Here is a 24,216-nt window from a genome sequence, read left to right on the forward strand (position 1 = left end):
GGTGAAGCTTTTACCGGCTGAAGTCTCTTTGAGATCCTCTCCGGCGCAAAAGGCGCGACCGGCGCCGGTCAGGATGACGGATCGGACGTCGGGATCTTGTTGCGCGACGTGCAGTTGGTCGACAAATCCCTTTAACAGCGATTGGTTGATGGCATTCAGACGGTGCGGCCGATTGAATCGGATGATTCCGATATTGCCTTCTTTTTGAAAGAGCACGGCGGTTTCTTCCAACGGACGCCTCCTTTTTCTTATTTCAGAAACAGGTTTACCAGAATCAGGGCGAATTCGGGCACATAGGTGACTGCCAGGATAACCGGGACCGCACCGAAAATCATAAAGAAGGCGGCCGGTTTGACGTATTCGTTGAGGGGCAGATTGCCGCCGATCAGGCCGGCCAGGTACAACATGGGGGCGCACGGCGGGGTGATATTGCCCAGGGACAAATTGGTGACCGAAATGGCGGCAAAATGAATCGGGTCGATCCCCACCGATTTGGCAATCGGCAGCAGGATGGCGGCCGAGAGGATGTTGCCGGAGACATCGTCCACCAGCATGCCCATCAAGAGAAGAATGACATTGAGCATCAACAGCACGAGCCACTTGTTGGTGGTGAAGCTGAAAATGAACTCCGTCAACTGCTGGGGGACCTGGTAGGTCACCATGATCCTGCTGACCATCAGGATAAAAAAGAGCAGGATCATGACCACCCCGGATGTCACCATGGAGCTTTTGATGTTGCTGCCCACCCCTTTGAGGGTCATTTTCCTGTAGACGAAAAAGCCCACCAGCACGGCATAAACCGCCGACATGCCGGCGGCTTCGGTGGGGGTGAAGACGCCGCCGTAAATCCCGCCGAGGACCAGGACCGGCATGAAAAGCGCAAACCCCGCATGCCGGGTGGACCGGCCGATCTCCGCGATGGTTTGGGGCAAGGGCATTTTGGGGGCGACCTTCAACGATTGCATCCGCCGGCTCATGATCAGGTTGATGATGCAGTAGGCCGTCATCATGAGCACGCCGGGCAGCAGGGTGCTCAGGAAAGCGGCCAGAATGGAGATCTGCGCCGTCATGGCGAAAACGATCATCGGGATGCTGGGCGGAATGAGCAGGGCCAGCATCGATGACGCGGCCACCAGACCCGTGGCGTAGCCCCGCGAGTAGCCCTGCTCCACCATCTCCGGTATCATGACCGATCCGATGGCGGCAATGGCCGCCGAGGCCGAACCCGAGATGGCGCCGAAGATGGTGCACGACACCACGCAGACCATCCCCAGCCCCCCTCGTATCCGGCCCAAAAAAGCCATCGTGAAGGCGATCAGGCGCTTGGATATGTCCGCATCGCGCATCAGCCCGCCGGCCATGATGAAGAGTGGCAGGGCAAGCAGAGTATAGGATTCCAGGTTGCGAAAGGCCGCCGGGATGGCAAAGCGGGGGTCCAGCCCGGTGATCGCCAGAATGGCGAAACCACCCAGGCCGAAGGCAAAGCCCACCGGCACGCCCAACAACATGATCACAACCACCAGAGCCATTACCGCGATGACGACCGTCATGTGGCACCTCCCGGTGTGGGGTCCAGCCGGCCGCCGGCTGCTCGTGAGTATTTGATCAGATTGGCGGTGCTGTAGAGGGTCATGAAAAAGGCGCCGAAAAGCATGCTGCCGACGCTGTAGATTCGCGGCCACCACAGGCCGGTGGTTCTTTCTCCGGTTCCGTGGAGCCAGATGCAGTATTTTGCGGAGTGGTAGAGAAAGAGGATGCAGACCAGGAGGCTGATCGCCCAGGCGATGGTCTTGATCACGGCCTTCGAACGGTTGGTGGTAAAAATCCGCCCGGCCACGTCACCCTGGACATGGGCGTCCCACTTGGTTCCGAAGATCGCGCCCAGGAAGTAGACCCACACGGCGATCAACCTCGAAAATTCCTCCAAGCCGAAAAGCGGGACCTTGAACACATATCTCAGCAGGACCTGCAACACCACTGACAGCGTGACGAGTGCGCCGCCGGCAATGATCAGCGCGCTGGCGCTTTTATCGATAACCCTGTCCGCGACTGAAAAAAATCGATGCATCGTTTTCCATGGCATGGCGGGTTCCCATCTTTCTTTTGAAGCGAGGGCCGGCAATTTCCCGGCCCTTGCGATTTAAACCCTGAAAAAGGAACGCCTGCGATGTTCAGCGACCGCCATCACTCGGGGATCTGGGTTGCATGGGCCTTCACTTTTTCCATGAGAAGCGACCCCAGAAGCTCATCCTGAATAACCGGCCAGGCTTTGGCGCGAACCACCTTCGCCCCCGCCTGCCATTCCTCATCGGTCACCTCGTAAACCTTGACACCGGCATCCACCAGCTTCTGTTTGAATTCGTTTTCATCCTTTTCCGCGGCAAGCGCCTGTTCCTTCATGACCTCATCGGCGGCACTGCTCAATATCGCCTTGTCTTCATCGGACAGAGAATCCCAGAGCGCTTTGTTGATGGTCAAAAACCAGTATTCAAAGCAGTCGCGCGTCGCCACCCAGTACGAAAGTGCATCCCGCATGACGTAGGCCTCGACGGCGGGGCAAGCGGATCTCGCATCGACAATGCCGGTTTGGAGGGCGGTAAAGGTCTCCGAGTAGGCGATGGGCGTCGATATGAAGCCCAGGGTGGGGATATAGACTTCGAAAATCCGAATCGGCGGCACGCGCATCTTGATGCCGGCGTAATCCGCGGGGACCTTGGCCACCTTGGTGACCCGCTTCGTGTAGGCCATCCCGTCCCAGGCGTTCAAATAGATCCCGAGCACCTTGAGCCCGATCTGGGAGTAGAGTTCATCGAAAATGGGGGTGAGCCAGCCCTCGGAGCCGATGGCGGCGCGGGCTTCGTCCCAGGTGGCGAAGAGGTAAGGCATGAACATCAGGTTCGTTCGGGGGTCATAGGAGGTGGATCCGGCGTTGAGCCCGATCTCCAGGGTGCCCATCCGGTTGGCTTCGATCTGCTCCATCCAGTCCCCCAGCGCACCCGATGGAAAATACGACAGGGTGATCTTGCCACCGGATTTTTCCGCGACAACCGCCGCAAACTGTTTGCACCGGGCGGCGGCGGGGTGGTCTTCGGCAATTCCCTGACTGATTTTCCATTTGTAGGTTTCACAGCGGGCATCGGTGGCCGCGAAGGAAAAAACGAACCAGCACGCCAGCGCCGATACCAGAACGATCGTGATTTTAGCCCTCAATAGTTTAGCCATTTTCCTCTCCTTGGGTGTCTTGGGTTTGATCCAAAAGTGCACGCCACAATCCTCTCCGTCCCACCCCCCTTCTGGTTTCCAGCATCAAAGTTCGTGACTGCTCAGGGTTTGATGAACTGGTAAGTCAAAATTCGGACGGTTTCGAAAAAAGGCCAAGTTCAAGGCGCGCAAATCTCGAGGAGTGAGGCGTACACCTGTACGCCGCAGCGACTTCGAGATGCAGCGCAACGCAGAAATTGGCCTTTTTGCGGAACCGTCAGGGTTTGGCCAATCCTTTCAGGATGAACTCGGTATAGATATCCGCGATCGCCTGCTTCGACAGGCGCCCGGACTTTTTAAACCAGGTGTGGACCCCGGTGCACATGGACAAAATGGCATATGAGATGATTTTTGTGTCCGATGCGGCAAAACTCCCCTCAGCGACGCTCTCCTCCAGCACATTCTGGAGGTGTTTTTCGTAGTCGTCACGCATCTGAATGATTTCTTTGTAGTTTTTGGCTGTCAGGCCCCTGAGTTCGCTGTCCGCGATAATCGTCTCTTTCTGGCGCTGAACATGAAAATCGATGTGGCAGTGGATCACGGCCTTGATTTTCGCCTCTGCGCCGCTGGCTTCGGCCAATCGTTTCTGCAAGGCTTCTTGAAGGTCGTTCATGGTCGTTCTGAGAATATCCAGCAGAATGTCTTCCTTCGTTGCGTAGTGATGATAGATGCTGGATTTTCTGATGCCGGTCGCCAGGGCGATATTGCTCATACTGGTGGCAAAATACCCCTTTTTGTAAAAAAGATTGATGGCGGCCTTTTTTATATTCTCTTTCATAAGTTCTTTATTAAAAATTTATAATTAAAAAAAATAGTTAAATTTATTTTTCCTACCGGTCGGTCGGTTTGTTTTTTTCTATAGGCAGATTGTCCTGCGCCTGTCAATGATATTTTTTAAATTTTTGAAGTCTTGAAATAAAAAAAATTTGGTTCATAAAATCTGTCAGCCCTGTGGGCGCCTGCACACGCCCCTAAAAAAGCGCAAAGCCCCCTTCGTCACGGGAAGTCGGGGCGGAAGCAGGGAATGACGGGTTGCCAAAAAATCGCCCGGGGTATAATCTGGCCCCGATGGGATGCGGGCCCCAAAAGGCCAGACCATCCACGCGCAATTCGGTCCCGCCACAGGATCCAAACACTCAGCAAAAGGAGGTCACCGATGAAAAAATGGGTTATCTGGGGGGTTGTGGGCTTTTTGCTGGCCGCGCCGGTTATGGCCTCGGACGCGGCTAAAGAAGAGGGCAAAGCCGCTTTTTATGCCAATATCACGGCCATCGAGCCCATCATGGAGGCGTTCTCCGCCGCCACCGGCGTCAAGGGGGAATACACCCGGATTTCCACCTCCAAGTTTCTGGCCACGGTCATGACGGAGTTTCAGGCCGGGAAACTCATGGCCGACGTGGTCCAGGCGCCGCTGCCGGTTCTGGAGATGCTCAAAAACCAGGGCGTGCTGGCCCCCTACAGCTCGCCGGCTGCCGCGGACTATCCCGAGTGGACCCGAAAAGACGAACACATTCAGATTTTCGGCATCGAATACGTGGCCCTGATCTACAACAAGGAGCTGGTAAAGGCCGAGGATGTCCCCAGGCGCTATGAGGATCTGGCCGATCCCAAATGGAAGGACAAAATCGTCATGGCCAACCCGGCCTCCCATGCCACCACGATTTCCTGGCTAGTCGGTCTCAAGGAGAACATTTTTGCATCCGAGGCGGACTGGCGGGCCTTTCTAAAGGGGCTGGCCGCCAACAAACCGATGTTCGTGGCCTCCTTCGGGCCCACCCCGGCGCCGGTGGAAAGCGGAGAAAAATGGATTGCGATCTCCATGCCCAAGTACATCATCACCAAGGCGCCGGCACCCCTGGACTGGGCCCGGGTGGAGCAGCCGCTGCTGGGTTCTCCCAGGGGCATCGCCCTGACCGCCAAGGCGCCGCACCCCAATGCGGGCAAGCTGTTTATCGATTTCTGGCTGTCCGGGGAGGCCATGGCCAAACTGGCCACCGATGTGGGCGAATACGTGCTGGCGCCGGGGGTCTTTCCACCCATCGACGGCATGGACACCGCCCAGGTGATGGCCATCCGGGAACTCTCGGATGAAGAGATCGAAAAGTGGGGCGCCGAATTCCGGACGATATTTGAAGCGCCCTGACCCCGCCGGTTTTCTTTCGCCATCGGGCCGCGTTGTGCGCAACGCGCGCCCGATGGCCGGTTGAAAGGCCGCCATGCAGATCCGGATCACAGACCTCAGCAAACATTATTTTTCAGAGGGCAAGACGATTCGCGCCCTGGACCGGGTGGATCTGACCATACCGGCCAACGAGATTTTCACCCTGCTGGGACCCAGCGGCTGCGGTAAAACGACCCTCTTGCGGTGCATCGTCGGCCTGGAATCGCCGGATGCCGGCGAAATCGCAATCGGCGACGACATCGTCTGGTCCAGGGAGAAACACATCCAGGTTCCGCCGGAAAAACGCGGTCTGGGGATGGTGTTTCAAACCTACGCCATCTGGCCCCACATGACAGTCTTCGACAACGTCGCCTATCCGCTTCAGGTGCGCAAGTTCCCGGGGCAGCGGATTCAGCGCAAGGTGGCCGACATCCTGCGCTTCGTGCAGTTGGAGGGGTTCGAGAAACGACCGGCCACCAAGCTCTCCGGCGGGCAGCAGCAGCGGGTGGCCCTGGCCCGGGCGCTGGTGGCCGAGCCGAAGGTCATCCTGTTCGACGAGCCGTTGAGCAACCTGGACGCCAAGCTTCGGGAGGAAACCCGAAAAGAGCTCAAGCGATTTTTGAACGCCTTGAAGATTACCGCAGTCTATGTGACCCATGACCGGATCGAAGCGCTGAGCCTCTCGGATACCATCGCCGTCATGCACAGCGGCCGGATCATGGAAATCGGGGGGCCTCAAAAAATCTATTTCGACGCCGACCACCAGTTTGTGGCCGATTTCATCGGCCGGGCCAACCTGATCCCGGCGCGGGTTGCGGGCCATCTGGAGGACCGGTCCGTGGTGGAGTCGGCCATCGGGAGGGTCGTTTGCCAGAAACGCACCGATTTCAAGCCCGGCACCGAAGTGGTCCTCTGCGTGCGGCCGGAATTTATCCAGCTGGTATCCGAGGGCGGCGGTGAGAACGTGGTCCAGGGCAAGGTGGACCTGCTGTCCTTTATCGGCGAGGCCTACGAGGGGGAAATCCTCGTCCGCGACCAGCGGCTGGTGGCCAAGATCCCCCCGGATGTCCGGGTAGGCCAGGGGGATAGCGTTCACCTGCTGATCGCTCCCGCCCACTGCTTCATGCTGGCCGCCTGAAAAGGAACCGGAATGTACAAGACCCGCCCGGCGCTGACCTATTCCCTGGTTTCGATCGTGGGCTTTCTCACCGTCTGCCCCGTAATCATGTTGATTTTCGGCAGTTTTTCCAAGGGATTGGGGGCCTTTGGGACCTTTACCCTCGAAAAATACATCCAGGCCTATACCGACCCGGCATTTGCCGAGGTGATCGTCAACACCGTGATTTTCGTCCTGGGATCCTCGCTGGTGGCGACGGCCCTGGCGCTTTTCCTTTCCTATCTGAACAACCGTACCGATATCCCCTTCAAATTCCTGTTCAAGATCATCTCTCTGATTCCCATGATGATCCCCCATATCCTCTTTTCCGTGAGCTGGGTGCTGCTGCTCAACCCGTCCAACGGCATGATCAACCTGTTTTTAAAGCAGGTCCTGTCCCTGGATGCGGCGCCGCTGAACATCTATTCGCTGTGGGGGATGATCCTGGTGGAAGGCCTGCTGGATCTGCCCATCGCCTATCTGATCATCGCTCCGGCAATGGCCTCCTTCGATGTGGCCCTGGAGGAATCCTCCAAGGTCAGCGGCGCCTCCAACCTGAGGACCTTGTTGCGGGTGACCCTGCCGGTGCTGCGACCGGCGATTCTGGCCGCTTTCATCCTGGGGGTCATTCGATCCCTGGCCTCATTCGCCGTGCCGTCGGTGATCGGCATGCCCGGCCGCATCACGGTGCTGGCCACCCACATCTACAACAGCATCGCCAGGGGGTTTGCCGCGGATTTCGGCAAGGCCGCGGCCGTTGGCATGAGCGTGCTGGCCACCTCCATCACCCTGATTCTGGTCTACCGCCACCTGACCGCCGAGAGCGAAAAGTTTGTGACCATCTCCAGCCGTGGGTATCGCCCCACGGTGATCCAGTTGAAGGGTGCCCGGCTGCCGATGTTTCTGGCGGTGGGTCTGCTTTCCGCTGTTTTGATTGTCCTGCCGGTGCTGGTCCTGTTATACAGCTCCATGGTTCCCTACACGATGGTGCCGAGCCCCAGAGCATTTTCGATGATGTCCTGGAAACACTGGGCCGATGTGCTTCACGACCCGATTTCGCTGCTGTCGTTAAAAAACAGCCTGTTTCTCGGGGTGGTGGGGGCCACCTTGGGGGTGGTGCTCTCGATCTTCGTGGCCTATGTGATCGTCAAGGTGAAAACCCGGGGGGCGAGCATATTGGAATCCTTGAGTTTCCTGTCCTTCTCCTTTCCGGGCATCGTCATCGGGGTGGGGTTCATGTGGTTTTTCGTTCAAACCCCCCTCTACGCCACCCTCTGGGCGCTGCTGATCGGCTATATCGCCACCTACCTGCCCTACGGCATCCGCCCCATGGCCAGCGCCTTCATCCAGATCCACAGCCACCTGGAGGAGTCTTCCCTGGTGTGCGGGGCCGGCAATTGGACCACCATGCGGCGCATCGTGATTCCGCTACTGGTTCCCGGCATCGTGTCGGGCTGGATCCTCATGGCCACGATGTTCCTCCGCGAGCTGACCCTCTCGGTGGTGCTCTCCCGGCCGGGCACCGAGGTGTTGGCGGTCCAGATCCTGCGCTTTGCCGAAGACGGTCTGTGGGGCAAGCTATCGGCCCTGGGCATCCTGATGATCGGCATCTCCACCGTGCTGGTGGTCCTGGCAACGCTGGTCGGGGCCCGGTTCAAGCCCATGGCGGCCGGGGGCTGAACAACTGACCCCGGCATCCGGCGGCCCTGCCGGCGCTTCCCGTCTTTCACGAATCCATCAAACCCTGTTCGGTCTCCTCGAGAAAGCGGTTCCATTTCCGGAGGACCGCGTGGGCTTCTCCAAGGTCCAGGCGGACGAATCGGACGCTGTCACCCGGCTTGGCCTGGGCGATGCGGAAGAGGTCCGGAGATATCACCGTGGCGATGACCGTGAAGCCGCCGACGGTCTGCTCCCGCAGCAAAATGATAGGTCGCCCGTCGGCCGGCACCTGGATATTGCCGGGGGGCGTGGGCGTGAAAGCCGCAGGCGATGTCGATGACGCCGGTGGCAAGCGATGAGCAGGCCCCGCTACTAAACGGCAGGGCGAAGTGGGTTTCAGCTCGCCGGCAGAAGCCGGCGGGCAAAAGCCGCCCGATGCTCTTCCGTGGGCCTCAGGGGATTTTTCCCCGTGATAGGTGGCCTCCGGAGGCGGCCTGCCTTCAGGCCAGGCCGTTTTGATGGCAATAGCGGATGCTGGTGGTGACATCCGCCTCGGGAGTGCCGGGGGTCAGTTCGATGACCCGCGGGATGCCGGCGGCGAGAAACGGTTTGAGCGCGCCAAAGTCGATCTCGCCGCTGCCCAGGGGGAGGTGGTCCGTCAGGCCGCGGGCGTCGTGGAGATGCAGGCCAAGGAGATGCTTTGCGCCGGCCGCCAGCAGGCTTTGCGGGGTGCAGATGCCCAGGGCCGCGTTGCGCTGCGCGTGGCCGGTGTCGTGCCAGTAGCCCAGGGGCGCGCCCGCAAACTTCTCGAAAAGAAGCGCAAAGTCTTCCGGGCCGGGCAGTTCGTGGAAGTGGACTCGATTTTCGAGGCCCAGCCGCAGGCCGTGCCGTTCGGCCAGGCGCAGCAGGCTATCCAGGCTGAAGCACAGGGCATCCAGGTGGGGGCCTTTGAGCCGGTCGCGCTGGGCCAGTTTGCGGGCCGCAAATTCCCGGCCGCATTCGCTGCGGATCTGGTCGGTGTCGAACAACCGCTGCCAGGCCGGGATCTCGGGTTCCATTGCCACCCGCCCGCAGTGCAGGACCACCACCCCGGCCTCCAACTCGGCGGCGATCTCCAGGGTGCGGGCGGTCAGGGCAACGGCCCGCCGACGGATCTCTTTTTCGCGGTCCGAGAGGGAGAGCAGATCGCCGCTGGGGCTGAAGCGGGCCATGTCGGCGGGATGGGGGCAGAAATTGTGGACGCTCACCACCGTTAAACCGGCGCGCTTCAAGGCCGCCGGCATCGGCCCGAAGGTTTTGGCGCCGATGCGGTAGTCCAGTTCGACGCCCGCGACCCCATGCCGGGCCACGACCGCCACCAGCTCAGGGCCGTCGCTGAGGGTCGAAGAGCACCACGAGGTGGAAAGGGCGAGCATGCCGGCAATCCTTTTTTTGAGGCGGAATGGGGGGGCGGCGACCGACCCCTGGTCAAGGTGGCGACGTAGCAGATGACGGTCTGGATTTCAAGCGCCGCGTCCCTGCCGAAGGTTCTCCGCAAGATGGCATGCGCCAGGGGCAGCGGAGCCCTTTCCGGCTTTCCCGCACCCTCAAACCCCTTGACTTCCCCGGGGGGCGTTGCGATAAAAAGTTCTTTTACTCCCACCGGCCCGCAGCCCGCGCCGCGGCGGTGACGATCCCATCCAGCGGAGGTTTGCGACCATGACAGCGTCCCCCCAAGCGGCGGCGTTTCGGATTCAGACCGAACCCTACTATCTGCCCGGCGGCAACGAGATCCCGTTGTTCGAGGCGGCCTATGACGCACGTCTGCCCGTGATCCTCAAGGGGCCCACCGGTTGCGGCAAGACCCGCTTCGTGGAGTTCATGGCCTACCGCCTGGCGCGGCCGCTGATCACCGTGGCCTGCCACGAGGACCTGTTCGCCTCGGACCTGATCGGCCGCTACCTGCTCAAAAACGACGAAACGGTCTGGGTCGACGGGCCCCTGACCCTGGCAGTGCGCATCGGCGCCATCTGCTACCTGGACGAGATCGTCGAGGCCCGCAAGGACACTACGGTGGTCATCCACCCGCTGAGCGACAACCGTCGGACCCTGGCCATCGACAAGAAGGGCGAGATCCTGCGGGCGCACCCCGACTTTCTGCTGGTGCTCTCCTACAATCCCGGCTACCAGTCGGTGCTCAAGGACCTCAAGCAGAGCACTCGCCAGCGGTTCGTGGCGCTGGATTTCGACTACCCCACCGCCGACCAGGAGGCCGAGATCGTGGCCCGCGAGGGCGCCGTCGAGCTCGCGACGGCCGCCAAGTTGGTCTCACTGGCCGGCAAGATCCGCAATATCCGCGAGCAGGGCCTGACCGAAGGCGCCAGCACGCGGCTCCTGATCTACGCGGCGCAGCTCATGCGCCGGGGGGTGTCCGTCAAGCAGGCCTGCCGCAGCGCCATCTGCCTGCCGCTGACCGACGACGAGGGCCTGCAGGAGACCCTCTACGATCTCATCGAGGACATTTTCTGATGTCCGCCCACCGCCGTTTCCTGCCATGACCACCACCCCGGATGCCCTCTGCCGCCGGTTGACTGCCGCCAATCCCGAGGCCGCCCGTCAGCTGGCCGCCGAGCTGGAAGGCTTTCCGGGCCCGATCGCCGCCGAGACCGCCAAGTGGCTGCTGGCGGACGTCATCGGGGGCCTGAGCCAGGAAACCGCCCTGGGCCGGACCATCGGCTGGGGATACTGCCGCCTGATCCGGGCGGAGGCGCCCCCGGACCAGGTGGCCGAATACCACCGGCTGGTGACCGAATTCGGTCAGAAGGGCCCGACGGTCGGGACGATCATGGCCGAGCATCTGGCGCGGGTGCTGGCCGTGAATGAGCCGGGGCTGCAGGACCGCTTCCTGACCACCGTGGGGATCATGCTGGCCCAGGGGCCGTTCACCCTCAAGGGCCCCCTGGAAGGGCTGGCGCGGCTGCTCGCCTCCGATGACCGCGACGCCGCGGACGTCTATCTCGGCCTGCTGCGGGACACCTTTTCCCAGGAGCTGACCTATGGCGAGTGCCAGCGCTTCGCCATCGCCCTGCCCAAGGCCCTCCAGGCCCTCGCCCCGGAAAAAAGGCGCTGGCAGCTCCGGCAGCTGCGGCGGGTGGTGCGCACCAGCTTCCGGTTGGCCGAGCCCTACCTGGAGGGCTTCGCCCGCAAGCTTCACCTCTTGTCCGAAACCGCCCTGAACCGCTTCGTCTCCCAAGGCCTCGCCAAGGCCGCCCGCGATGAATCCCTTGCCGCCCGCTACCTGGCCCTGGAGGCCGATTCGGCGGTCACCGATTTCGCCGCCCTGCAGGTGGCCGTGCCGCTCAGCCAGGTCCAGGGGCGCCTGAGCCGCTACCTGCGGGCGCGCACCGGGCTGCCCATCGCCATCCGGCCGCTCTCGGCCCTGGCCGGCCTTCTGACTGCCGGCGGGGTGGAGCCGCCGTTGGTCTGCTCGGACGGCAGGGCGATTTATCTGCCCGATGAGATCAGCCGCTTCAGCAGCCAGGCCGCTAATCTGGATCTTTTCAAAAGCCTGACGCGCCTGGAGGCGGCCTACTACGAACTCGGCACCTATGACTTCGATCTGGAAAAGCTGCGCGATCGCCTGGCCCGGCGACCGGTCCAGGGGTTGCTGGGCGAAGACCTGGAGGTTGTCTTGCCGGCTGGTGACGGCGGGGCCTCGGACCTGGAACGGTTTTTCGATCTGTTTCCACACCCCGGCCTGGCGGCGGATCTTTTCACGGTGTTCGAGCACGGCCGGCTGCGCCTGGCCCTGACGGCCGCCTACCCCGGGCTGGCCCGACGGACGCTGCCGCTGCTGCAGCAGGAGGTCGGGCGCGGGACTCAGGCCACTTCGGGCGGCGCGCTGCTGGACAACCTCTATGCCCGGATCGCCCTGGGGATGGGGGATATCGGCGCGGGTGAGGCCGCCATCGCGCGGCTGACGGCGCTGTTTGCGCGTGAGGTGGGCGCCGGGACCCCGGTGACGGCAGTCGGCGCCCTGGTGCTGGCGGCCTACCCGCTCGTGGCCGGCACCATGGCCCCCTCGGCCGCTGCCGGCGAGACGGCGCCGCCGTCTCCCGCGCGGTTGCGCGCCCCCTTTGGCCGCCGGGTGCGGCCCGATCTTTTCTTCAGGGCCCACGCGCGATTCGACGCCCTGGCGCACGCCATCAAGATTCGCCTGGCCGAAAAGGGGCTGCGGGTCTATAAATCCGACGTGGCCGTCAAGTTGGCGGCCCAAGACGGCCGCCTCTCCACGGACGATCTGGGCAGCCTGATCCTGGGGCCGCCGGCGGCGGGAAGCGGCGAAAATGCTGCGGCCGATTTCTCCTGGCTGGACCTGGCCGACATTCTGGGCGGTGACGCGCTCCCCGAAGCGGATGCCGATGCGGGCGGCTGGCCGGTGGCCTGGTACTGGGAGTGGGACGAGGGGCTGGGGGATTACCTGCACGACCACGTCCGGGTGATCGACCGCGTGGTCGCCGGCCGGGAGGGGGATTTTTACGGCCGCACCCTGGAGCGCTGCCGCGGGCTGGTCCGGCGGGTGCGCCACTGCTTCGAGCTGCTCAAGCCCGAAGGCCTGAAGCTGCTGCGGCGCTGGGTGGAGGGCGATGAGTTCGACTACCGGGCCATGCTGGATTTCGCCATCGACCGCAAAATCGGCCTGATGCCCTCCGACCGCCTCTACATCAAGCGCATCAAGCAGCAGCGGGACGTGGCCGTGCTGCTCCTGGTGGACCTCTCGCGCTCCACCGCCAACACCGTCTACGGCTCCCGGGCCACGGTCCTCGAGGTGGAGCAGGAGGCCATCGTCCTTTTCTGCGAGGCCCTGGCGGTGGTGGGCGACGCCTTCGCCATCGCCGGCTTCTCGGGCACCGGGCGGCTGGGGGTCGACTATTGCCGCATCAAGGATTTTGACGAAGCGGTGACCGACGCGGTCCGCGGGCGGATCAACGCCATGGCGCCCCAGCGCAGCACCCGCATGGGTGCGGCCATCCGCCACGCCACCCGCCAGCTGGCCCAGGTGCCGGCCCGCGTGCGGCTCCTGATCATTCTGGGCGACGGCTTTCCCAACGACGTCAACTACAAAAAGGCCTACGCCATCGCCGATACCCGCCGGGCCATTTTCGAGGCCCGCTCCCGGGCCATCCACACCCACGCGATTACGGTCAACCTGGCCGCCGACCCCAATTTGGACGCGCTCTACGGCAATGTCCACCACAACGTCATCTCTGACGTGCGGGAGCTGCCTGACAAGCTGCTGCGCATTTACAGCGCCCTCACCCGCAGTTGAAAGGCGTCCCGGCGGGCTTATCTTTTTTTCACGCACCGAGACAATCGCCAGAGACGGGGGATTGCATGCAGATTCATGACGACATCTTCGAATGGGAAGGTTGGGGCGGCCTGCTGCGTCTGGCCAGCGGCCGCTGCCGTCTGCGGATCTACGATCTACGCAAGGGGGCCGGGGTCGCGCACCTGAAGCCGATTATCGTGGTCATCCAGGACGTCCCCGGCAGCCCCATGTCCATCCGCAGCTGCACCAGCCACATCGCCACCCGTGTCACCCAGGAGTTCGGCATCGACCCGAATCGGATGCTGTTTGTGGAGTACAACCCCGAGGTGGTCTACGGCCAAAACAACCAGAACGTGGTGCCCGAACGTCTCGACCAGGTGGAGTTCACCTGGCACGCGGACCGGGCCGTCCAGCCCCGCTGGCGGCCGCTGGCCTCCCCGCTGCGGGACCTGCTCAAGGAACTTCTGGGTGCGGAGCCCGGCACCCCCACCGAAACCCCCTGAAACGGCCGGTCGCCTCTGGCTTTGGATGGCCGCGCGGCGGCAGGCCCCCTGCGGAGACGGCGTCATGATCACCCAAGTTGAATTCGGCCGCATCACCATCGCCGGAAAGCGCTACGAGAGCGATCTGATCATCTTCCCTGACGGTCGGGTAACCCCCGGCTGGCGGCGAAAATCGGGCCACCGGTTGAGCTTTGCGGACCTCCGGCAGCTGGTCGAAGCGGCCCCCGCGCTGATCGTGGCCGGTACCGGCGTCTACGGCCGGATGGCGCCCGAGCCGACGCTTGCCGCCCGTCTGGCCGGCCTCGGAATCACCTTCAGGGCCGCGGCCAACCGGGAGGCTGCCGCGGACTTCAACCGCCATTGGCCGACCGGCCGCGTGGGCGGGTGCTTTCACCTGACCTGCTGAGGCGCGCCCCCTTCCCCTATACCCGTCCTGGAACCGGCACCCGAGGCGTGCCGGCGCCTGAAATTCGGCGCCGCGGGTCCACCCGCCGATGGCGCGTTCCTCCCACCCGACAGGGCCCCAAAGCCCCCCTGAAATCCCCGGCAATTGAATGCCGTTTGGGTCGTTGACACCTTCCGGCGCATTTGTTAGGAATTACTAGTTTGGACGGTTTCGCGGAACATCCGACGGTCATGGCGCGGCTTTGCAGATGGTCCCGCTTTTTTCCGCGATGCCGCAAGCTGCAGGTTTAACCCCAACGGAGAAGGAGAAATTCTATGAAGAAGGCGCTTTGCTTGTCGGCTGTCTTGTGTCTGATTGCAGGCGCGGCCTTTGCGGCCGATGCCGTCAAAATCGGGTTGATGTGCCCGCTGACCGGATCCTGGGCCAGTGAGGGCCAGGACATGAAACAGATCGTCGAGCTGCTGGCCGAGGAGGTAAACGCGGCCGGCGGCGTTCTCGGCCAGCAGATCACGGTCGTCACCGAAGACGACGGCGGCGACCCCCGCACCGCGGCCCTGGCCGCGCAGCGGCTGGCCACCCAGGGCATTGTGGCGGTGATCGGGACTTACGGCTCCTCGGTGACCGAGGCCTCCCAGAACATCTTCGACGAATCCAAGATCATCCAGGTGGCCAACGGTTCCACGGCCATCCGCCTCTCGGAAAAGGGCCTGAAATACTTCTTCCGGACTTCCCCCCGGGACGACGAGCAGGGCCGGGTGGCCGTCGACACCCTGGCGAAGATGGGGTTTGAAAAGATTGCCGTCCTGCACGACAACACCACCTACAGCAAGGGGCTGGCCGATGAGGCCAAGATGCTGCTGGACCAGAAGGGCGCCAACATCGTTTTTTTCGAAGCCATCACCCCCGGTGAGCGCGACTACAGCGCGATTCTCACCAAGCTGAAGGCCGCCGGCCCGGATGTGGTTTTTTTCACCGGCTACTATCCCGAAGCAGGCCTTTTTCTGCGTCAGAAAAAGGAGATGAACTGGGACGTGCCCTTCATCGGCGGCGACGCCACCAACAACCCGGACCTGGTCAAGATCGCCGGTAAAGATGCGGCCCAGGGGTTCCTCTTCCTCAGCCCCCCGGTCCCCCAGGACCTTCCTTCCCCTGAAGCCCAGCAGTTTCTGGCCAGCTACCAGAAAAAGTTCAACGCCACCCCCGGATCGGTCTGGGCGGTACTCTCCGGTGACGGGTTCCGGGTCGTGGTGGAGGCCATCAAGGCCACCGAATCCACCGACCCGGACAAGCTGGCCGACTACCTGCACAACCAGTTGAAAGATTTCCCCGGCCTGACCGGCACCATCTCCTTCAACGAGAAGGGCGACCGGGTGGGGGACCTCTATCGCGTCTACGAAGTGGATGCCGACGGCAACTTCAAGCTGCTGCCCTAGCCGGTTGCCGCTGCTCGCCTGACCTGCCGTCGGAAGCGGCGGCGCCTCCCCGCCGGGGGGCCGCCGCTTGCTTCCGGCGACTGCTTTCGACCTTTGCCCGCAGGCTTGCCTGACGCCGCTGCCCCGGCCACCGGGCCGGTCAACCCCCAACCGATGGTACCCAGAATGGAACAGTTTTTCCAGCAACTCACCAACGGTCTGGCGGTCGGCGGGATCTACGCCCTGATCGCCCTCGGCTACACGATGGTCTACGGGGTCCTGAAGCTGATCAACTTCGCCCACGGCGACCTCTTCACCATCGGCGCCTACCTGGGGTTGACCCTGCTGACCACCATGGGCCTGGCCGACCGCCTGGGGCCGCTTGGCGCCGTGCTGCTGCTGGCCGTGATGGTCATGGGTCTGGTGGGCGTCATCGGGGCCCTGCTGGAGCGCATCGCCTACCGGCCCCTGCGCGAATCCCCGCGGCTTTCGGCCGTCGTCTCCGCCCTGGGGGCCTCGATCTTTTTCCAGAACACGGTCATGCTGATCTATGGGGCGCGCTTCCGGGTCTACCCCCACGACATCCTGCCCAAGGTCGCCGTCAACATCTTCGGCCTCCAGATCCCCCTGATCCGCATCCTGATGTTGCTGACATCGGTGCTGCTGATGGTGGCCCTCTATCTGTTCATCCAGCGTACCAAGATCGGGACCGCCATCCGGGCGGCGGCCATCGACCAGGGGGCCGCGCGGCTGATGGGCATCGATGTCGACAAGGTGATCATGATCGTCTTTCTCATCGGCCCCTCCCTGGGCGGGGCCGCCGGATTGATGGTGGGCCTCTATTACGGTCAGATCAACTTCACCATGGGTTGGATTTACGGCCTCAAGGCCTTTACCGCGGCCATCCTGGGCGGCATCGGCAACATTCCGGGAGCCATGGTGGGCGGGATTCTCCTGGGGGTGATCGAAGCCCTGGGGGCGGCCTATATTTCCATCGCCTGGAAGGACGCGATCGCCTTCTGTGTGCTGATCCTTATCCTGATCGTGCGCCCCACCGGTCTTCTCGGTGAACGGGTGGCGGAAAAAGTATGAAGACCAGACGATCCCTCATCTACGCGCTGTTCTGCGGCATTCTGGTGGTGCTGCCGGTTTTTCTGAATGCCTACTGGGTGGATGTGCTCAACAACGTCGGCCTCTACGGCATCCTGGCGCTGAGCCTGAACGTGATTTTGGGCTACGCCGGGATGTTCCACATGGGGCACGCCGCCTTTTACGCCATCGGCGCCTATACCACCGCGATCCTCAACACCACCTATCACATCCCGGTCCTCTGGCTGATGCCCCTCAGCGGCCTGGTGGCCGGTTTTTTCGCCCTGATCGTGGCCCGCCCCATCATCCACTTGCGGGGTGACTATCTGCTGATCGTCACCATCGGGATGGTGGAAATCGTCCGGATCGCGCTGATCAACAACGTCTTCGGCATCACCGGCGGGGCCAACGGCATTTTCGGCATCGCGCGCCCCGAGATCTTCGGCTTCAAAATCCGCCGGCCCCACGAGTTCTTCTATCTGATCTGGGCCTTCATGGCGGTCACCATCTACCTCTTTTACCGCCTGGAAAACTCCCGCTTCGGCCGCGCCTTGACCTATCTGCGCGAGGACGACGTGGCCGCCGAGGGCAGCGGCATCAACACGGCCCACTACAAGCTGGCGGCGTTCGTCATCGGGGCCTTCTGGGCGGGGATGGTGGGCACCCTGTACGCGGCCAAAATGACCATCATCGCTCCCGAATCCTTCAATTTCTGGGAGTCGGTGGTCATGTTCATGATCGTCCTGCTGGGCGGGTCGGGCAGCATTCCCGGTGTCATTCTGGGGGCCTTTCTGGTGGTCGGCCTGCCGGAGATCTTCAGGGAGTTTGCCACCGCCCGGATGCTGATCTTCGGGGCTGCGATGGTGGCGATGATGATCTTCAGGACCGAGGGCATTCTGCCGCCCCAGCCCCGCAAATACCCACCGGTGGGCGATCGGCTGGCGGGGGAGGCCAAGCCATGAGCCTGCTGCAGTTGGACAAGGTGACCAAGACCTTCGGCGGTCTGAAGGCCGTGGACAATGTTTCCTACACGGTCGAGAGCGGTTCCATCGTCGGGCTGATCGGGCCCAACGGGGCCGGCAAGACGACGATCTTCAACCTCATCACCGGCAACTACCGCCCGAACCAGGGGGACATCCGCTTCGAAGAGCGTTCCGTGGTCAAGTTGCCGACCCATCAGATCGTCGCCCTCGGGATTGCGCGCACCTTTCAGACCATCCGCCTCTTCCAGAAGCTCTCGGCCCTGGAGAACGTACTGGCCGGCTGCCACTGCCGCATGCGCGCCGGCGCCCTGGCGGCCATGACGCGTCTGCCCTTCCAGCGCCGCGAGGAGCAAAAGGCCCTGGAGCTGGCCATGGCCGAGCTGCGCTTCGTGGGGCTGGGCCAGCAGGCCGATCAGATGGCGGCCAACCTGTCATACGGCAACCAGCGGCTGCTTGAAATCGCGCGCGCCCTGGCGACCCAGCCGCGCCTGATCATTCTGGACGAACCCGCCGGCGGCATGAACGATCAAGAGACCGCCGCGCTGGTGGGGCTGATCCGCAACATCCGCGCCCGGGGCGTCACGGTGCTGCTGATCGAACACGACATGAGCCTGGTGATGAAGGTTTGCGAGCAGATCGTGGTGGTCGAATACGGCTCCAAGATTGCCGAGGGCGACCCCGCCGCCATCAAGCAAAACCCCCGGGTGATCGAAGCCTACCTGGGCACAGACGAGGAGTAGAGGGGCCGGCGATGCTGCTGAAGCTCGAGAACCTGCATGTCAAATACGGCAACGTGGAGGCCCTGCACGGCATCAGCCTGGAGGTCGACGAGGGTGAAATCGTCACCATCCTGGGCGCCAACGGGGCCGGCAAATCCACCACCCTGATGGCCATCAGCGGGCTGGTCAAGGTTTCCGAGGGCAGCATCCTCTTTCGCAACACCCCGCTGCACACCCTCAAGGCCCACCAGGTGGTCAAGCGCGGGATCGCCCAGGCGCCCGAAGGCCGGCGGGTGTTCGGTACCCTGACGGTCAACGAGAACCTCAACCTGGGCGCCTTCACCGCCACCGACCCCGCCGGCAGCCAGAAGACCCTGGCCTGGATCTACACCCTTTTCCCGCGCCTCAAGGAGCGCTCCCAGCAGATGGCCGGCACCTTAAGCGGCGGCGAGCAGCAGATGCTGGCCATCGGCCGGGCGCTGATGGCCGCACCCCGGATTCTGCTGCTGGACGAACCCAGCCTGGGGCTCGCCCCCATCCTGGTGAAGACGATTTTTGAAACCATCCGCGAAATCAACCGCGCCGGTGTGACCGTCGTGCTGGTGGAGCAGAACGCGCGCGCGGCACTGAAGCTCGCCCATCGCGGCTATGTCATGGAGGTCGGCCGGGTCGTGCTGGAGGACACGGCCGAAGCCCTGCTCAGCAACCCCGAAGTGCGCAATGCCTATCTGGGCGGCCAGGCGCACTGAGGCCGCGCTGAAACGTGCCGCCGCCGGGATGCCCGCCTTCCGGGGCGTGTGCGGCATTGGCAGCGCCCCTTGGGCAGCGGGAAGAGCGGGCCGCCCGCTTTTTTTTCGAATCTCCCCAGATGTGACACGCCAGCCTGGGTTTGCGGCCAGACCAACGGAGGACCATCCCAGCCATGAAGACGCCTTCCCAAGACCCGATCGTAGCCGCCGCCCTGGGGCTGGCGGCCAGATGGCAGGACCGCGCCAACGCGCTGCTGACCCGTGAGGAGAGGCGCCTGCAGAACCAGATGCGGCGCCTGCTCTCGCACCCCCTGGACAAGGTCATCCTGACCAAGATGATGGACCAGAGCTTCCGCGCCGAGAGCCCCGCACGGGTGGCCGACCAGCTCAACACCATCTTTCGCAGGTACGGCATCCCGGCGTTTTTCAGCGTCAGCGAAACGTTCCTGGTGCGGCTGTTCATGGCGCTGGGGCGGCATTTCCCGAAACTTTCGGTGCCCCGCATCATCGCCCAGCTGCGCCGCAACAGCAGCCGCGCCATCATCGCCGGCGAACCCGAGGTGCTCATGCCCCACCTGGAAAGCCGCCGCCAGGCCGGGGTGCGGATGAACATCAACCACCTCGGGGAGGCGGTGCTGGGCGAGGAGGAGGCCCGCTACCGCCTGGAGACCTACCTGGCCGACCTCCGGCGGCCCGATATCGAGTACATTTCGGTCAAGATATCGACGATTTTCTCCCAGATTTCCTCCCTGGCCTTCGAACACACCCTGGCGGTTCTGGGAGAGCGTCTTTCCCAGCTCTACCGCGCGGCCCGGGACAATCTCTACGAAGATCGCGATGGCCGGCGGGTGCCCAAGTTCGTCAATCTGGACATGGAGGAATACCGGGATCTCGAGATCACGGCCGCGGCCTTCACCCGCACCTTGGAGCACCCCGAATTCAAGGGCCACGCCGCCGGTATCGTTCTGCAGGCCTACCTGCCGGACTCCTACCACCTCCAGCGGGAGCTGACCGACTGGGCCCGGCGGCGGGTGGCCGACGGTGGCAGCCCCATCAAGATCCGTATCGTTAAGGGCGCCAACATGGAAATGGAGCAGGTCGAGGCCGCCCTCAACAACTGGCCCCTGGCGCCCTACGACAACAAAAAGGACGTCGACGCCAACTACAAGCGCATGGTGGCCTTCGGCATGCTTCCGGAAAACATCCGGGCGGTGCATTTGGGTGTGGCCTCGCACAATCTCTTCGACCTGGCCTATGCCTGCGAGCTCGCCCGCCACCACGGCGTTTCCGACTGCTTCTCCTTCGAGATGCTGGAGGGCATGGCCGACCACGTGCGCCGCGCCGTCCAGGAAATCTCCGGCGACGTCCTGCTCTATGCCCCCGTGGCCACCCAAGACCAGTTCATCAACGCCATCGCCTACCTGATCCGGCGCCTGGATGAAAACACCGCCGAGGAAAACTTCCTGCGGCACTCCTTCGACCTGCAGACCGGCTCCGCCCGCTGGAACTTTCTAAAAAACCAGTTTCTGGAGGCCCTCGCCCACCAGGAGCGGGCCGGCAAGACCCCCCATCGCATTCAGGACCGCGGCCGGGAGGAATTCCCCGAGGAGATGGGCACCTTCCACACGCGCGCCTTCACCAACGAGCCCGACACCGACTGGGCGGTGGCCGCCAACCGCCGCTGGGCCGACGGGATTCGCCGGAAGTGGCGCAAATCCGCTGATGACCCCCCCCTGGAGATTCCCCTGGTGCTGGCCGGCCGGGAGGTGTTTGCCGAGCGTGAGATCCGCGAGGTGGTCGACCCCAACCAGATTGCCGAATCCAGCGCTGTGCGGATCCGCGTGGCGCGCTGCGCCCTGGCCAGCCGCGAGGACGTCGCCCGGGCGGTGGCGGTGGCCAAGGCCGACCCCGACGGGTGGCGCGCCAAGTCTTACGCCGAGCGCCACGCGGTGCTCGACCGGGTGGCCATGGCCCTGCGCCGGGCGCGCGCCGACCTGATGGGCGCAGCTGCGGCCAACACCGGCAAGGTTCTGACCGAATCCGACCCCGAGGTGTCCGAGGCGGTGGATTTTGCCGAATTCTATCCCTTCAGCGCGCAGCGCTTTGCCAATCTGGAAACCGTTGCCTGCGCCGGCCGGGGGGTCGGGCTGGTCATCACCCCCTGGAACTTTCCCATCGCGATCCCCTGCGGCGGGCTAAGCGCCGCGCTCGCCGCCGGCAACACCGTGATCTTCAAACCGGCGTCGGCCGCAGTGCTGAGCGCATGGCAGCTGTGTTGTGCGTTCTGGGAGGCCGGTGTGTCGCGCAACGTGCTGCAGTTTCTGCCCTGCGCCGGCGGCTCCACCGGCCGCGAGCTGGCCGCCCACCCCGATGTGGATTTCATTATTTTGACCGGCGGCACGGACACCGGCCTGGCCCTTCTGCGGCAGCGTCCCGAGCTGCGCCTGGCGGCCGAGACCGGCGGTAAAAACGCCACCATCGTAACGGCCATGTCCGACCGCGACCAGGCCATCAAGAACATGCTGCACTCGGCCTTCAGCAACAGCGGCCAGAAGTGCTCGGCCACCTCGCTGCTGATCCTGGAAAGGGAGGTCTACGACAGCCCAGCGTTTCGCAAGCATCTGGTGGATGCCGCCAGCAGCCTGGCGGTGGGCTCCGCCTGGGATTTCGAAAACAAGGTCGGGCCGCTGATCCAGCCGCCGCGCGGCGACCTGCTGCGAGCCCTGACCACGCTTGAGCCCGGCGAATCCTGGGCCCTGGTTCCGCGCCCGGCCAAGGACAACCCCTACCTCTGGACGCCGGGGATCAAGTGGGGGGTGCAGCCGGGCAGCTACACCCATCTCACCGAGTTCTTCGGCCCGGTGCTGGGCGTGATGCGCGCCGAGAATCTGGAACACGCCATCCGCCTGGTCAACCAGACCGGCTACGGCCTGACCTCGGGGCTCGAAAGCCTCGACAAACGCGAGCAGGCCCGCTGGATCGCCGGCATCCGGGCCGGCAACCTCTACATCAACCGCGGCACCACCGGGGCCATCGTGCTGCGGCAGCCCTTCGGCGGCATGCGCAAATCGGCCCTGGGGGCCGGCATCAAGGCCGGCAGCCCGAATTACGTCACCCAGTTCATGACTTTCCGCGACACCGCCCCGCCGGTGGTCGGCGCCCTGGAGAAGGAGAGCGCCCTGCTGCGGCTGATCCAGGAATGGCAGCAGAATCTCGCCTGGGGGGCGTTTGACCCGGCGCTGCGGGCCGACTTGGATAAAACCGTGCGCGCCGTCAAGAGCTACCTCTACCACTACGAGCAGGAATTCTCCCGGTCCAAGGACTATTTTCACCTCCGCGGCCAGGACAACATCTTTCGCTACCGGCCGGTGGGCGCCGTGGCCGTGCGGCTGGATCGGCGCGACAGCCTCTTCGACGCCCTGGCGCGCATCGCCGCGGTCCGGATCGCCCGCTGCCCCCTGCGGGTGAGCATCCCGCCCGCGTTGGACAATGCGGTCACAACTTTTCTCGACGGCCGGGAGGGTCGACGGCTGGTGGACGGGGCCGAGGTGGTTCGCGAGGCGGATGCGGCCCTGGCCGGCCAGCTGCAAAATCTGGAGCGCATCCGCTATGCCGGACCGGAGCGGGTGCCGGCGGCGGTGTTCGCCGCGGCGGCCAGGACCGGGTTTTACATCGCCCGCAACCCGGTGCTGATGGAGGGACGGATCGAGATGCTGAACTACTTCCTGGAGCAGAGCATCTGCGACAGCTACCACCGCTACGGCAACCTGGGAGAGCGGGCGCTTTGAGTTGCAGGCCCATGGCCCCGGGCCGCCCGCCGGCAGAGGGGACCTTCCATGGGTTCGAACCCTGATGAGCTTCGGCGCCAGACGGCCGCCGCGGCCCCGGTTGCCGGGGTCGTACTGGCGGCCGGAAGCAGCCGCCGGATGGGCTGCCCCAAACAGCTGCTGCCCTTTAGGGGCAAACCGCTGCTGGCCCATGTGGTGGCCAGTGCCCGGGATGCCGGCCTGCAGCCGGTGGTCGTGGTGCTGGGACACGGCGCCGCCCGGGTTCGCCGGGAAGTGGACCTCAGCGACACCCGGGTGACCATCAATCCGGATTACCGACGCGGTCAGAGCACCTCCCTCATTCGGGGCCTTGCAGCCCTGCCCCCGGCCTGCCCGGCGGCCCTTTTCCTGCTGGGCGACCAGCCCCTGGTCACGCCGGGTCTGATCGCGCGGGTCCTGGCCGGCTACCGGCGAAACCTCGCCCCGGTGGTGGTGCCGACCTTCAGGGGGCGCCGGGGCAATCCGGTGCTGATCGACCGGTCGCTTTTCCCGCGTCTGGGCACCCTGAGCGGTGATGTGGGGGCCCGCGGGCTTTTGCGGGAGTATGCCGGCCGGATCGAATGGGTCGCGGTGGCGGATCCCGGGATTCATCTGGATGTGGACACCTGGCAGGACTACCAGGATCTCAAGGCCCTTGAAACCCGATTCCCCTGACCCGAACCTGGACGACCCGCGGCCCTCGGGGGGTGCGCACCCATCTTCCCGCCCGGAGGAAATCCCGCTCATGGGCGCACGCCACCGGGTCGTGTTTCAGCCCATGGGGGTTGCGGTCCAGGCCGAAGCCGGGACGACCCTGGGAGACCTGGCCCCGCCGGGCATCCCGATCCGCTTCGACTGCGGCGGCAAGGGGGTCTGCGGCCAGTGCCGGGTGATTGCCGAGCCCGCCGCCCACCTCTCGCCGCCGAGCCAGGCCGAAGCCGAAAGCCTGGGGCCGGATGTGCTGGCCCGATCGGTCCGGCTGGCCTGCCAGGCCCGCATCCTGG

Annotated in this window: 22 protein-coding genes; 15 read left to right on the forward strand and 7 right to left on the reverse strand. The window is 63.8% G+C overall.

The genetic code is table 11. The features are described from left to right. The 5 genes from LJE63_01920 to LJE63_01940 form a co-directional block, all read right to left on the reverse strand. A partial coding sequence (locus LJE63_01920) for an enoyl-CoA hydratase/isomerase family protein (GenBank protein MCG6905355.1) occupies positions 1–231 on the reverse strand: 231 nt, incomplete at its 3' end. 17 nt (positions 232–248) lie between these two features. Then, positions 249–1,550: a TRAP transporter large permease gene (locus LJE63_01925; protein MCG6905356.1), complete on the reverse strand. Its 1,302-nt coding sequence runs from the start codon at positions 1,548–1,550 to the stop codon at positions 249–251. Further along, positions 1,547–2,068 (reverse strand): TRAP transporter small permease subunit, encoded by a 522-nt coding sequence (locus tag LJE63_01930; protein ID MCG6905357.1) that lies wholly within the window; start codon positions 2,066–2,068, stop codon positions 1,547–1,549. Before LJE63_01930 ends, LJE63_01925 begins: the two co-directional genes overlap by 4 nt. 116 nt (positions 2,069–2,184) lie before the next feature. Continuing rightward, positions 2,185–3,222, reverse strand: coding sequence for a TRAP transporter substrate-binding protein DctP (gene dctP / locus LJE63_01935; protein MCG6905358.1), 1,038 nt, complete (start codon positions 3,220–3,222; stop codon positions 2,185–2,187). 256 nt (positions 3,223–3,478) lie between these two features. Continuing rightward, complete coding sequence (locus LJE63_01940) at positions 3,479–4,039, reverse strand: TetR/AcrR family transcriptional regulator (protein MCG6905359.1); 561 nt, start codon at positions 4,037–4,039, stop codon at positions 3,479–3,481. A gap of 378 nt (positions 4,040–4,417) precedes the next feature. Here LJE63_01940 and LJE63_01945 point away from each other — a divergent pair, with 378 nt between their 5' ends. The 3 genes from LJE63_01945 to LJE63_01955 all read left to right on the forward strand — a co-directional run bounded on the left by LJE63_01945 (position 4,418) and on the right by LJE63_01955 (position 8,258). Next, the gene (locus tag LJE63_01945) at positions 4,418–5,404 is read left to right on the forward strand and encodes an extracellular solute-binding protein (GenBank protein ID MCG6905360.1); all 987 of its coding nucleotides are present in this window, start codon (positions 4,418–4,420) and stop codon (positions 5,402–5,404) included. Positions 5,405–5,477: 73 nt separating this feature from the next. Beyond that, the gene (locus tag LJE63_01950; GenBank protein MCG6905361.1) at positions 5,478–6,560 is read left to right on the forward strand and encodes an ABC transporter ATP-binding protein; all 1,083 of its coding nucleotides are present in this window, start codon (positions 5,478–5,480) and stop codon (positions 6,558–6,560) included. A gap of 12 nt (positions 6,561–6,572) precedes the next feature. Continuing rightward, on the forward strand, positions 6,573–8,258 hold the full coding sequence (locus LJE63_01955) for an iron ABC transporter permease (protein MCG6905362.1): 1,686 nt from the start codon (positions 6,573–6,575) through the stop codon (positions 8,256–8,258). 46 nt (positions 8,259–8,304) lie between these two features. Here LJE63_01955 and LJE63_01960 read toward each other — a convergent pair whose 3' ends face one another. Both LJE63_01960 and LJE63_01965 read right to left on the reverse strand, forming a co-directional pair. Next, positions 8,305–8,784 (reverse strand): hypothetical protein, encoded by a 480-nt coding sequence (locus LJE63_01960; protein MCG6905363.1) that lies wholly within the window; start codon positions 8,782–8,784, stop codon positions 8,305–8,307. Then, entirely contained in the window at positions 8,738–9,652 is a 915-nt protein-coding gene (locus tag LJE63_01965; protein MCG6905364.1) for a sugar phosphate isomerase/epimerase, read from the reverse strand. The genes LJE63_01960 and LJE63_01965 overlap by 47 nt, the downstream gene beginning before the upstream one ends. A 283-nt stretch (positions 9,653–9,935) precedes the next feature. On the opposite strand from LJE63_01965, the gene LJE63_01970 reads away from it, so the two are divergent. From LJE63_01970 to LJE63_02025, 12 genes are all read left to right on the forward strand, one after another. Continuing rightward, positions 9,936–10,745 carry a CbbQ/NirQ/NorQ/GpvN family protein gene (locus tag LJE63_01970; protein MCG6905365.1) on the forward strand — a complete coding sequence of 270 codons (810 nt, stop codon included), beginning with the start codon at positions 9,936–9,938 and terminating at the stop codon, positions 10,743–10,745. A gap of 25 nt (positions 10,746–10,770) precedes the next feature. Beyond that, entirely contained in the window at positions 10,771–13,545 is a 2,775-nt protein-coding gene (locus tag LJE63_01975) for a hypothetical protein (GenBank protein MCG6905366.1), read from the forward strand. Between the two features lie 65 nt (positions 13,546–13,610). Continuing rightward, entirely contained in the window at positions 13,611–14,048 is a 438-nt protein-coding gene (locus tag LJE63_01980) for a hypothetical protein (protein MCG6905367.1), read from the forward strand. A 64-nt stretch (positions 14,049–14,112) separates the two neighbouring features. Next, entirely contained in the window at positions 14,113–14,454 is a 342-nt protein-coding gene (locus tag LJE63_01985) for an MTH938/NDUFAF3 family protein (protein MCG6905368.1), read from the forward strand. A 314-nt stretch (positions 14,455–14,768) separates the two neighbouring features. Continuing rightward, positions 14,769–15,887, forward strand: coding sequence for a branched-chain amino acid ABC transporter substrate-binding protein (locus tag LJE63_01990; protein MCG6905369.1), 1,119 nt, complete (start codon positions 14,769–14,771; stop codon positions 15,885–15,887). 165 nt (positions 15,888–16,052) lie between these two features. Beyond that, entirely contained in the window at positions 16,053–16,958 is a 906-nt protein-coding gene (locus LJE63_01995) for a branched-chain amino acid ABC transporter permease (protein MCG6905370.1), read from the forward strand. Then, positions 16,955–17,917 carry a branched-chain amino acid ABC transporter permease gene (locus LJE63_02000; GenBank protein MCG6905371.1) on the forward strand — a complete coding sequence of 321 codons (963 nt, stop codon included), beginning with the start codon at positions 16,955–16,957 and terminating at the stop codon, positions 17,915–17,917. The genes LJE63_01995 and LJE63_02000 overlap by 4 nt, the downstream gene beginning before the upstream one ends. Next, positions 17,914–18,678 carry an ABC transporter ATP-binding protein gene (locus LJE63_02005; GenBank protein MCG6905372.1) on the forward strand — a complete coding sequence of 255 codons (765 nt, stop codon included), beginning with the start codon at positions 17,914–17,916 and terminating at the stop codon, positions 18,676–18,678. The genes LJE63_02000 and LJE63_02005 overlap by 4 nt, the downstream gene beginning before the upstream one ends. Positions 18,679–18,689: 11 nt before the next feature. After that, a complete protein-coding gene (locus LJE63_02010) occupies positions 18,690–19,406 on the forward strand; it encodes an ABC transporter ATP-binding protein (GenBank protein ID MCG6905373.1) in 717 nt (238 codons plus the stop codon). Positions 19,407–19,579: 173 nt separating this feature from the next. Next, the gene (locus LJE63_02015; protein ID MCG6905374.1) at positions 19,580–23,194 is read left to right on the forward strand and encodes a bifunctional proline dehydrogenase/L-glutamate gamma-semialdehyde dehydrogenase; all 3,615 of its coding nucleotides are present in this window, start codon (positions 19,580–19,582) and stop codon (positions 23,192–23,194) included. 48 nt (positions 23,195–23,242) lie between these two features. Then, complete coding sequence (locus tag LJE63_02020) at positions 23,243–23,887, forward strand: nucleotidyltransferase family protein (protein MCG6905375.1); 645 nt, start codon at positions 23,243–23,245, stop codon at positions 23,885–23,887. Positions 23,888–23,957: 70 nt separating this feature from the next. Continuing rightward, the coding region (locus LJE63_02025; protein MCG6905376.1) for a (2Fe-2S)-binding protein at positions 23,958–24,216 on the forward strand (259 nt) is incomplete at its 3' end.

It is taken from the genome of Desulfobacteraceae bacterium (assembly GCA_022340425.1).
Taxonomy (GTDB): Bacteria; Desulfobacterota; Desulfobacteria; order Desulfobacterales; family JAABRJ01; genus JAABRJ01.

Coding starts and splice junctions, on each gene's coding strand:
- LJE63_01925 (MCG6905356.1), bottom strand. CDS start 1,550: ATGACGGTCGTCATCGCGGTAATGGCTCTGGTGGTTGTGATCATGTTG.
- LJE63_01930 (MCG6905357.1), bottom strand. CDS start 2,068: ATGCATCGATTTTTTTCAGTCGCGGACAGGGTTATCGATAAAAGCGCC.
- dctP (MCG6905358.1), bottom strand. CDS start 3,222: ATGGCTAAACTATTGAGGGCTAAAATCACGATCGTTCTGGTATCGGCG.
- LJE63_01940 (MCG6905359.1), bottom strand. CDS start 4,039: ATGAAAGAGAATATAAAAAAGGCCGCCATCAATCTTTTTTACAAAAAG.
- LJE63_01945 (MCG6905360.1), top strand. CDS start 4,418: ATGAAAAAATGGGTTATCTGGGGGGTTGTGGGCTTTTTGCTGGCCGCG.
- LJE63_01950 (MCG6905361.1), top strand. CDS start 5,478: ATGCAGATCCGGATCACAGACCTCAGCAAACATTATTTTTCAGAGGGC.
- LJE63_01955 (MCG6905362.1), top strand. CDS start 6,573: ATGTACAAGACCCGCCCGGCGCTGACCTATTCCCTGGTTTCGATCGTG.
- LJE63_01960 (MCG6905363.1), bottom strand. CDS start 8,784: ATGTCACCACCAGCATCCGCTATTGCCATCAAAACGGCCTGGCCTGAA.
- LJE63_01965 (MCG6905364.1), bottom strand. CDS start 9,652: ATGCTCGCCCTTTCCACCTCGTGGTGCTCTTCGACCCTCAGCGACGGC.
- LJE63_01970 (MCG6905365.1), top strand. CDS start 9,936: ATGACAGCGTCCCCCCAAGCGGCGGCGTTTCGGATTCAGACCGAACCC.
- LJE63_01975 (MCG6905366.1), top strand. CDS start 10,771: ATGACCACCACCCCGGATGCCCTCTGCCGCCGGTTGACTGCCGCCAAT.
- LJE63_01980 (MCG6905367.1), top strand. CDS start 13,611: ATGCAGATTCATGACGACATCTTCGAATGGGAAGGTTGGGGCGGCCTG.
- LJE63_01985 (MCG6905368.1), top strand. CDS start 14,113: ATGATCACCCAAGTTGAATTCGGCCGCATCACCATCGCCGGAAAGCGC.
- LJE63_01990 (MCG6905369.1), top strand. CDS start 14,769: ATGAAGAAGGCGCTTTGCTTGTCGGCTGTCTTGTGTCTGATTGCAGGC.
- LJE63_01995 (MCG6905370.1), top strand. CDS start 16,053: ATGGAACAGTTTTTCCAGCAACTCACCAACGGTCTGGCGGTCGGCGGG.
- LJE63_02000 (MCG6905371.1), top strand. CDS start 16,955: ATGAAGACCAGACGATCCCTCATCTACGCGCTGTTCTGCGGCATTCTG.
- LJE63_02005 (MCG6905372.1), top strand. CDS start 17,914: ATGAGCCTGCTGCAGTTGGACAAGGTGACCAAGACCTTCGGCGGTCTG.
- LJE63_02010 (MCG6905373.1), top strand. CDS start 18,690: ATGCTGCTGAAGCTCGAGAACCTGCATGTCAAATACGGCAACGTGGAG.
- LJE63_02015 (MCG6905374.1), top strand. CDS start 19,580: ATGAAGACGCCTTCCCAAGACCCGATCGTAGCCGCCGCCCTGGGGCTG.
- LJE63_02020 (MCG6905375.1), top strand. CDS start 23,243: ATGGGTTCGAACCCTGATGAGCTTCGGCGCCAGACGGCCGCCGCGGCC.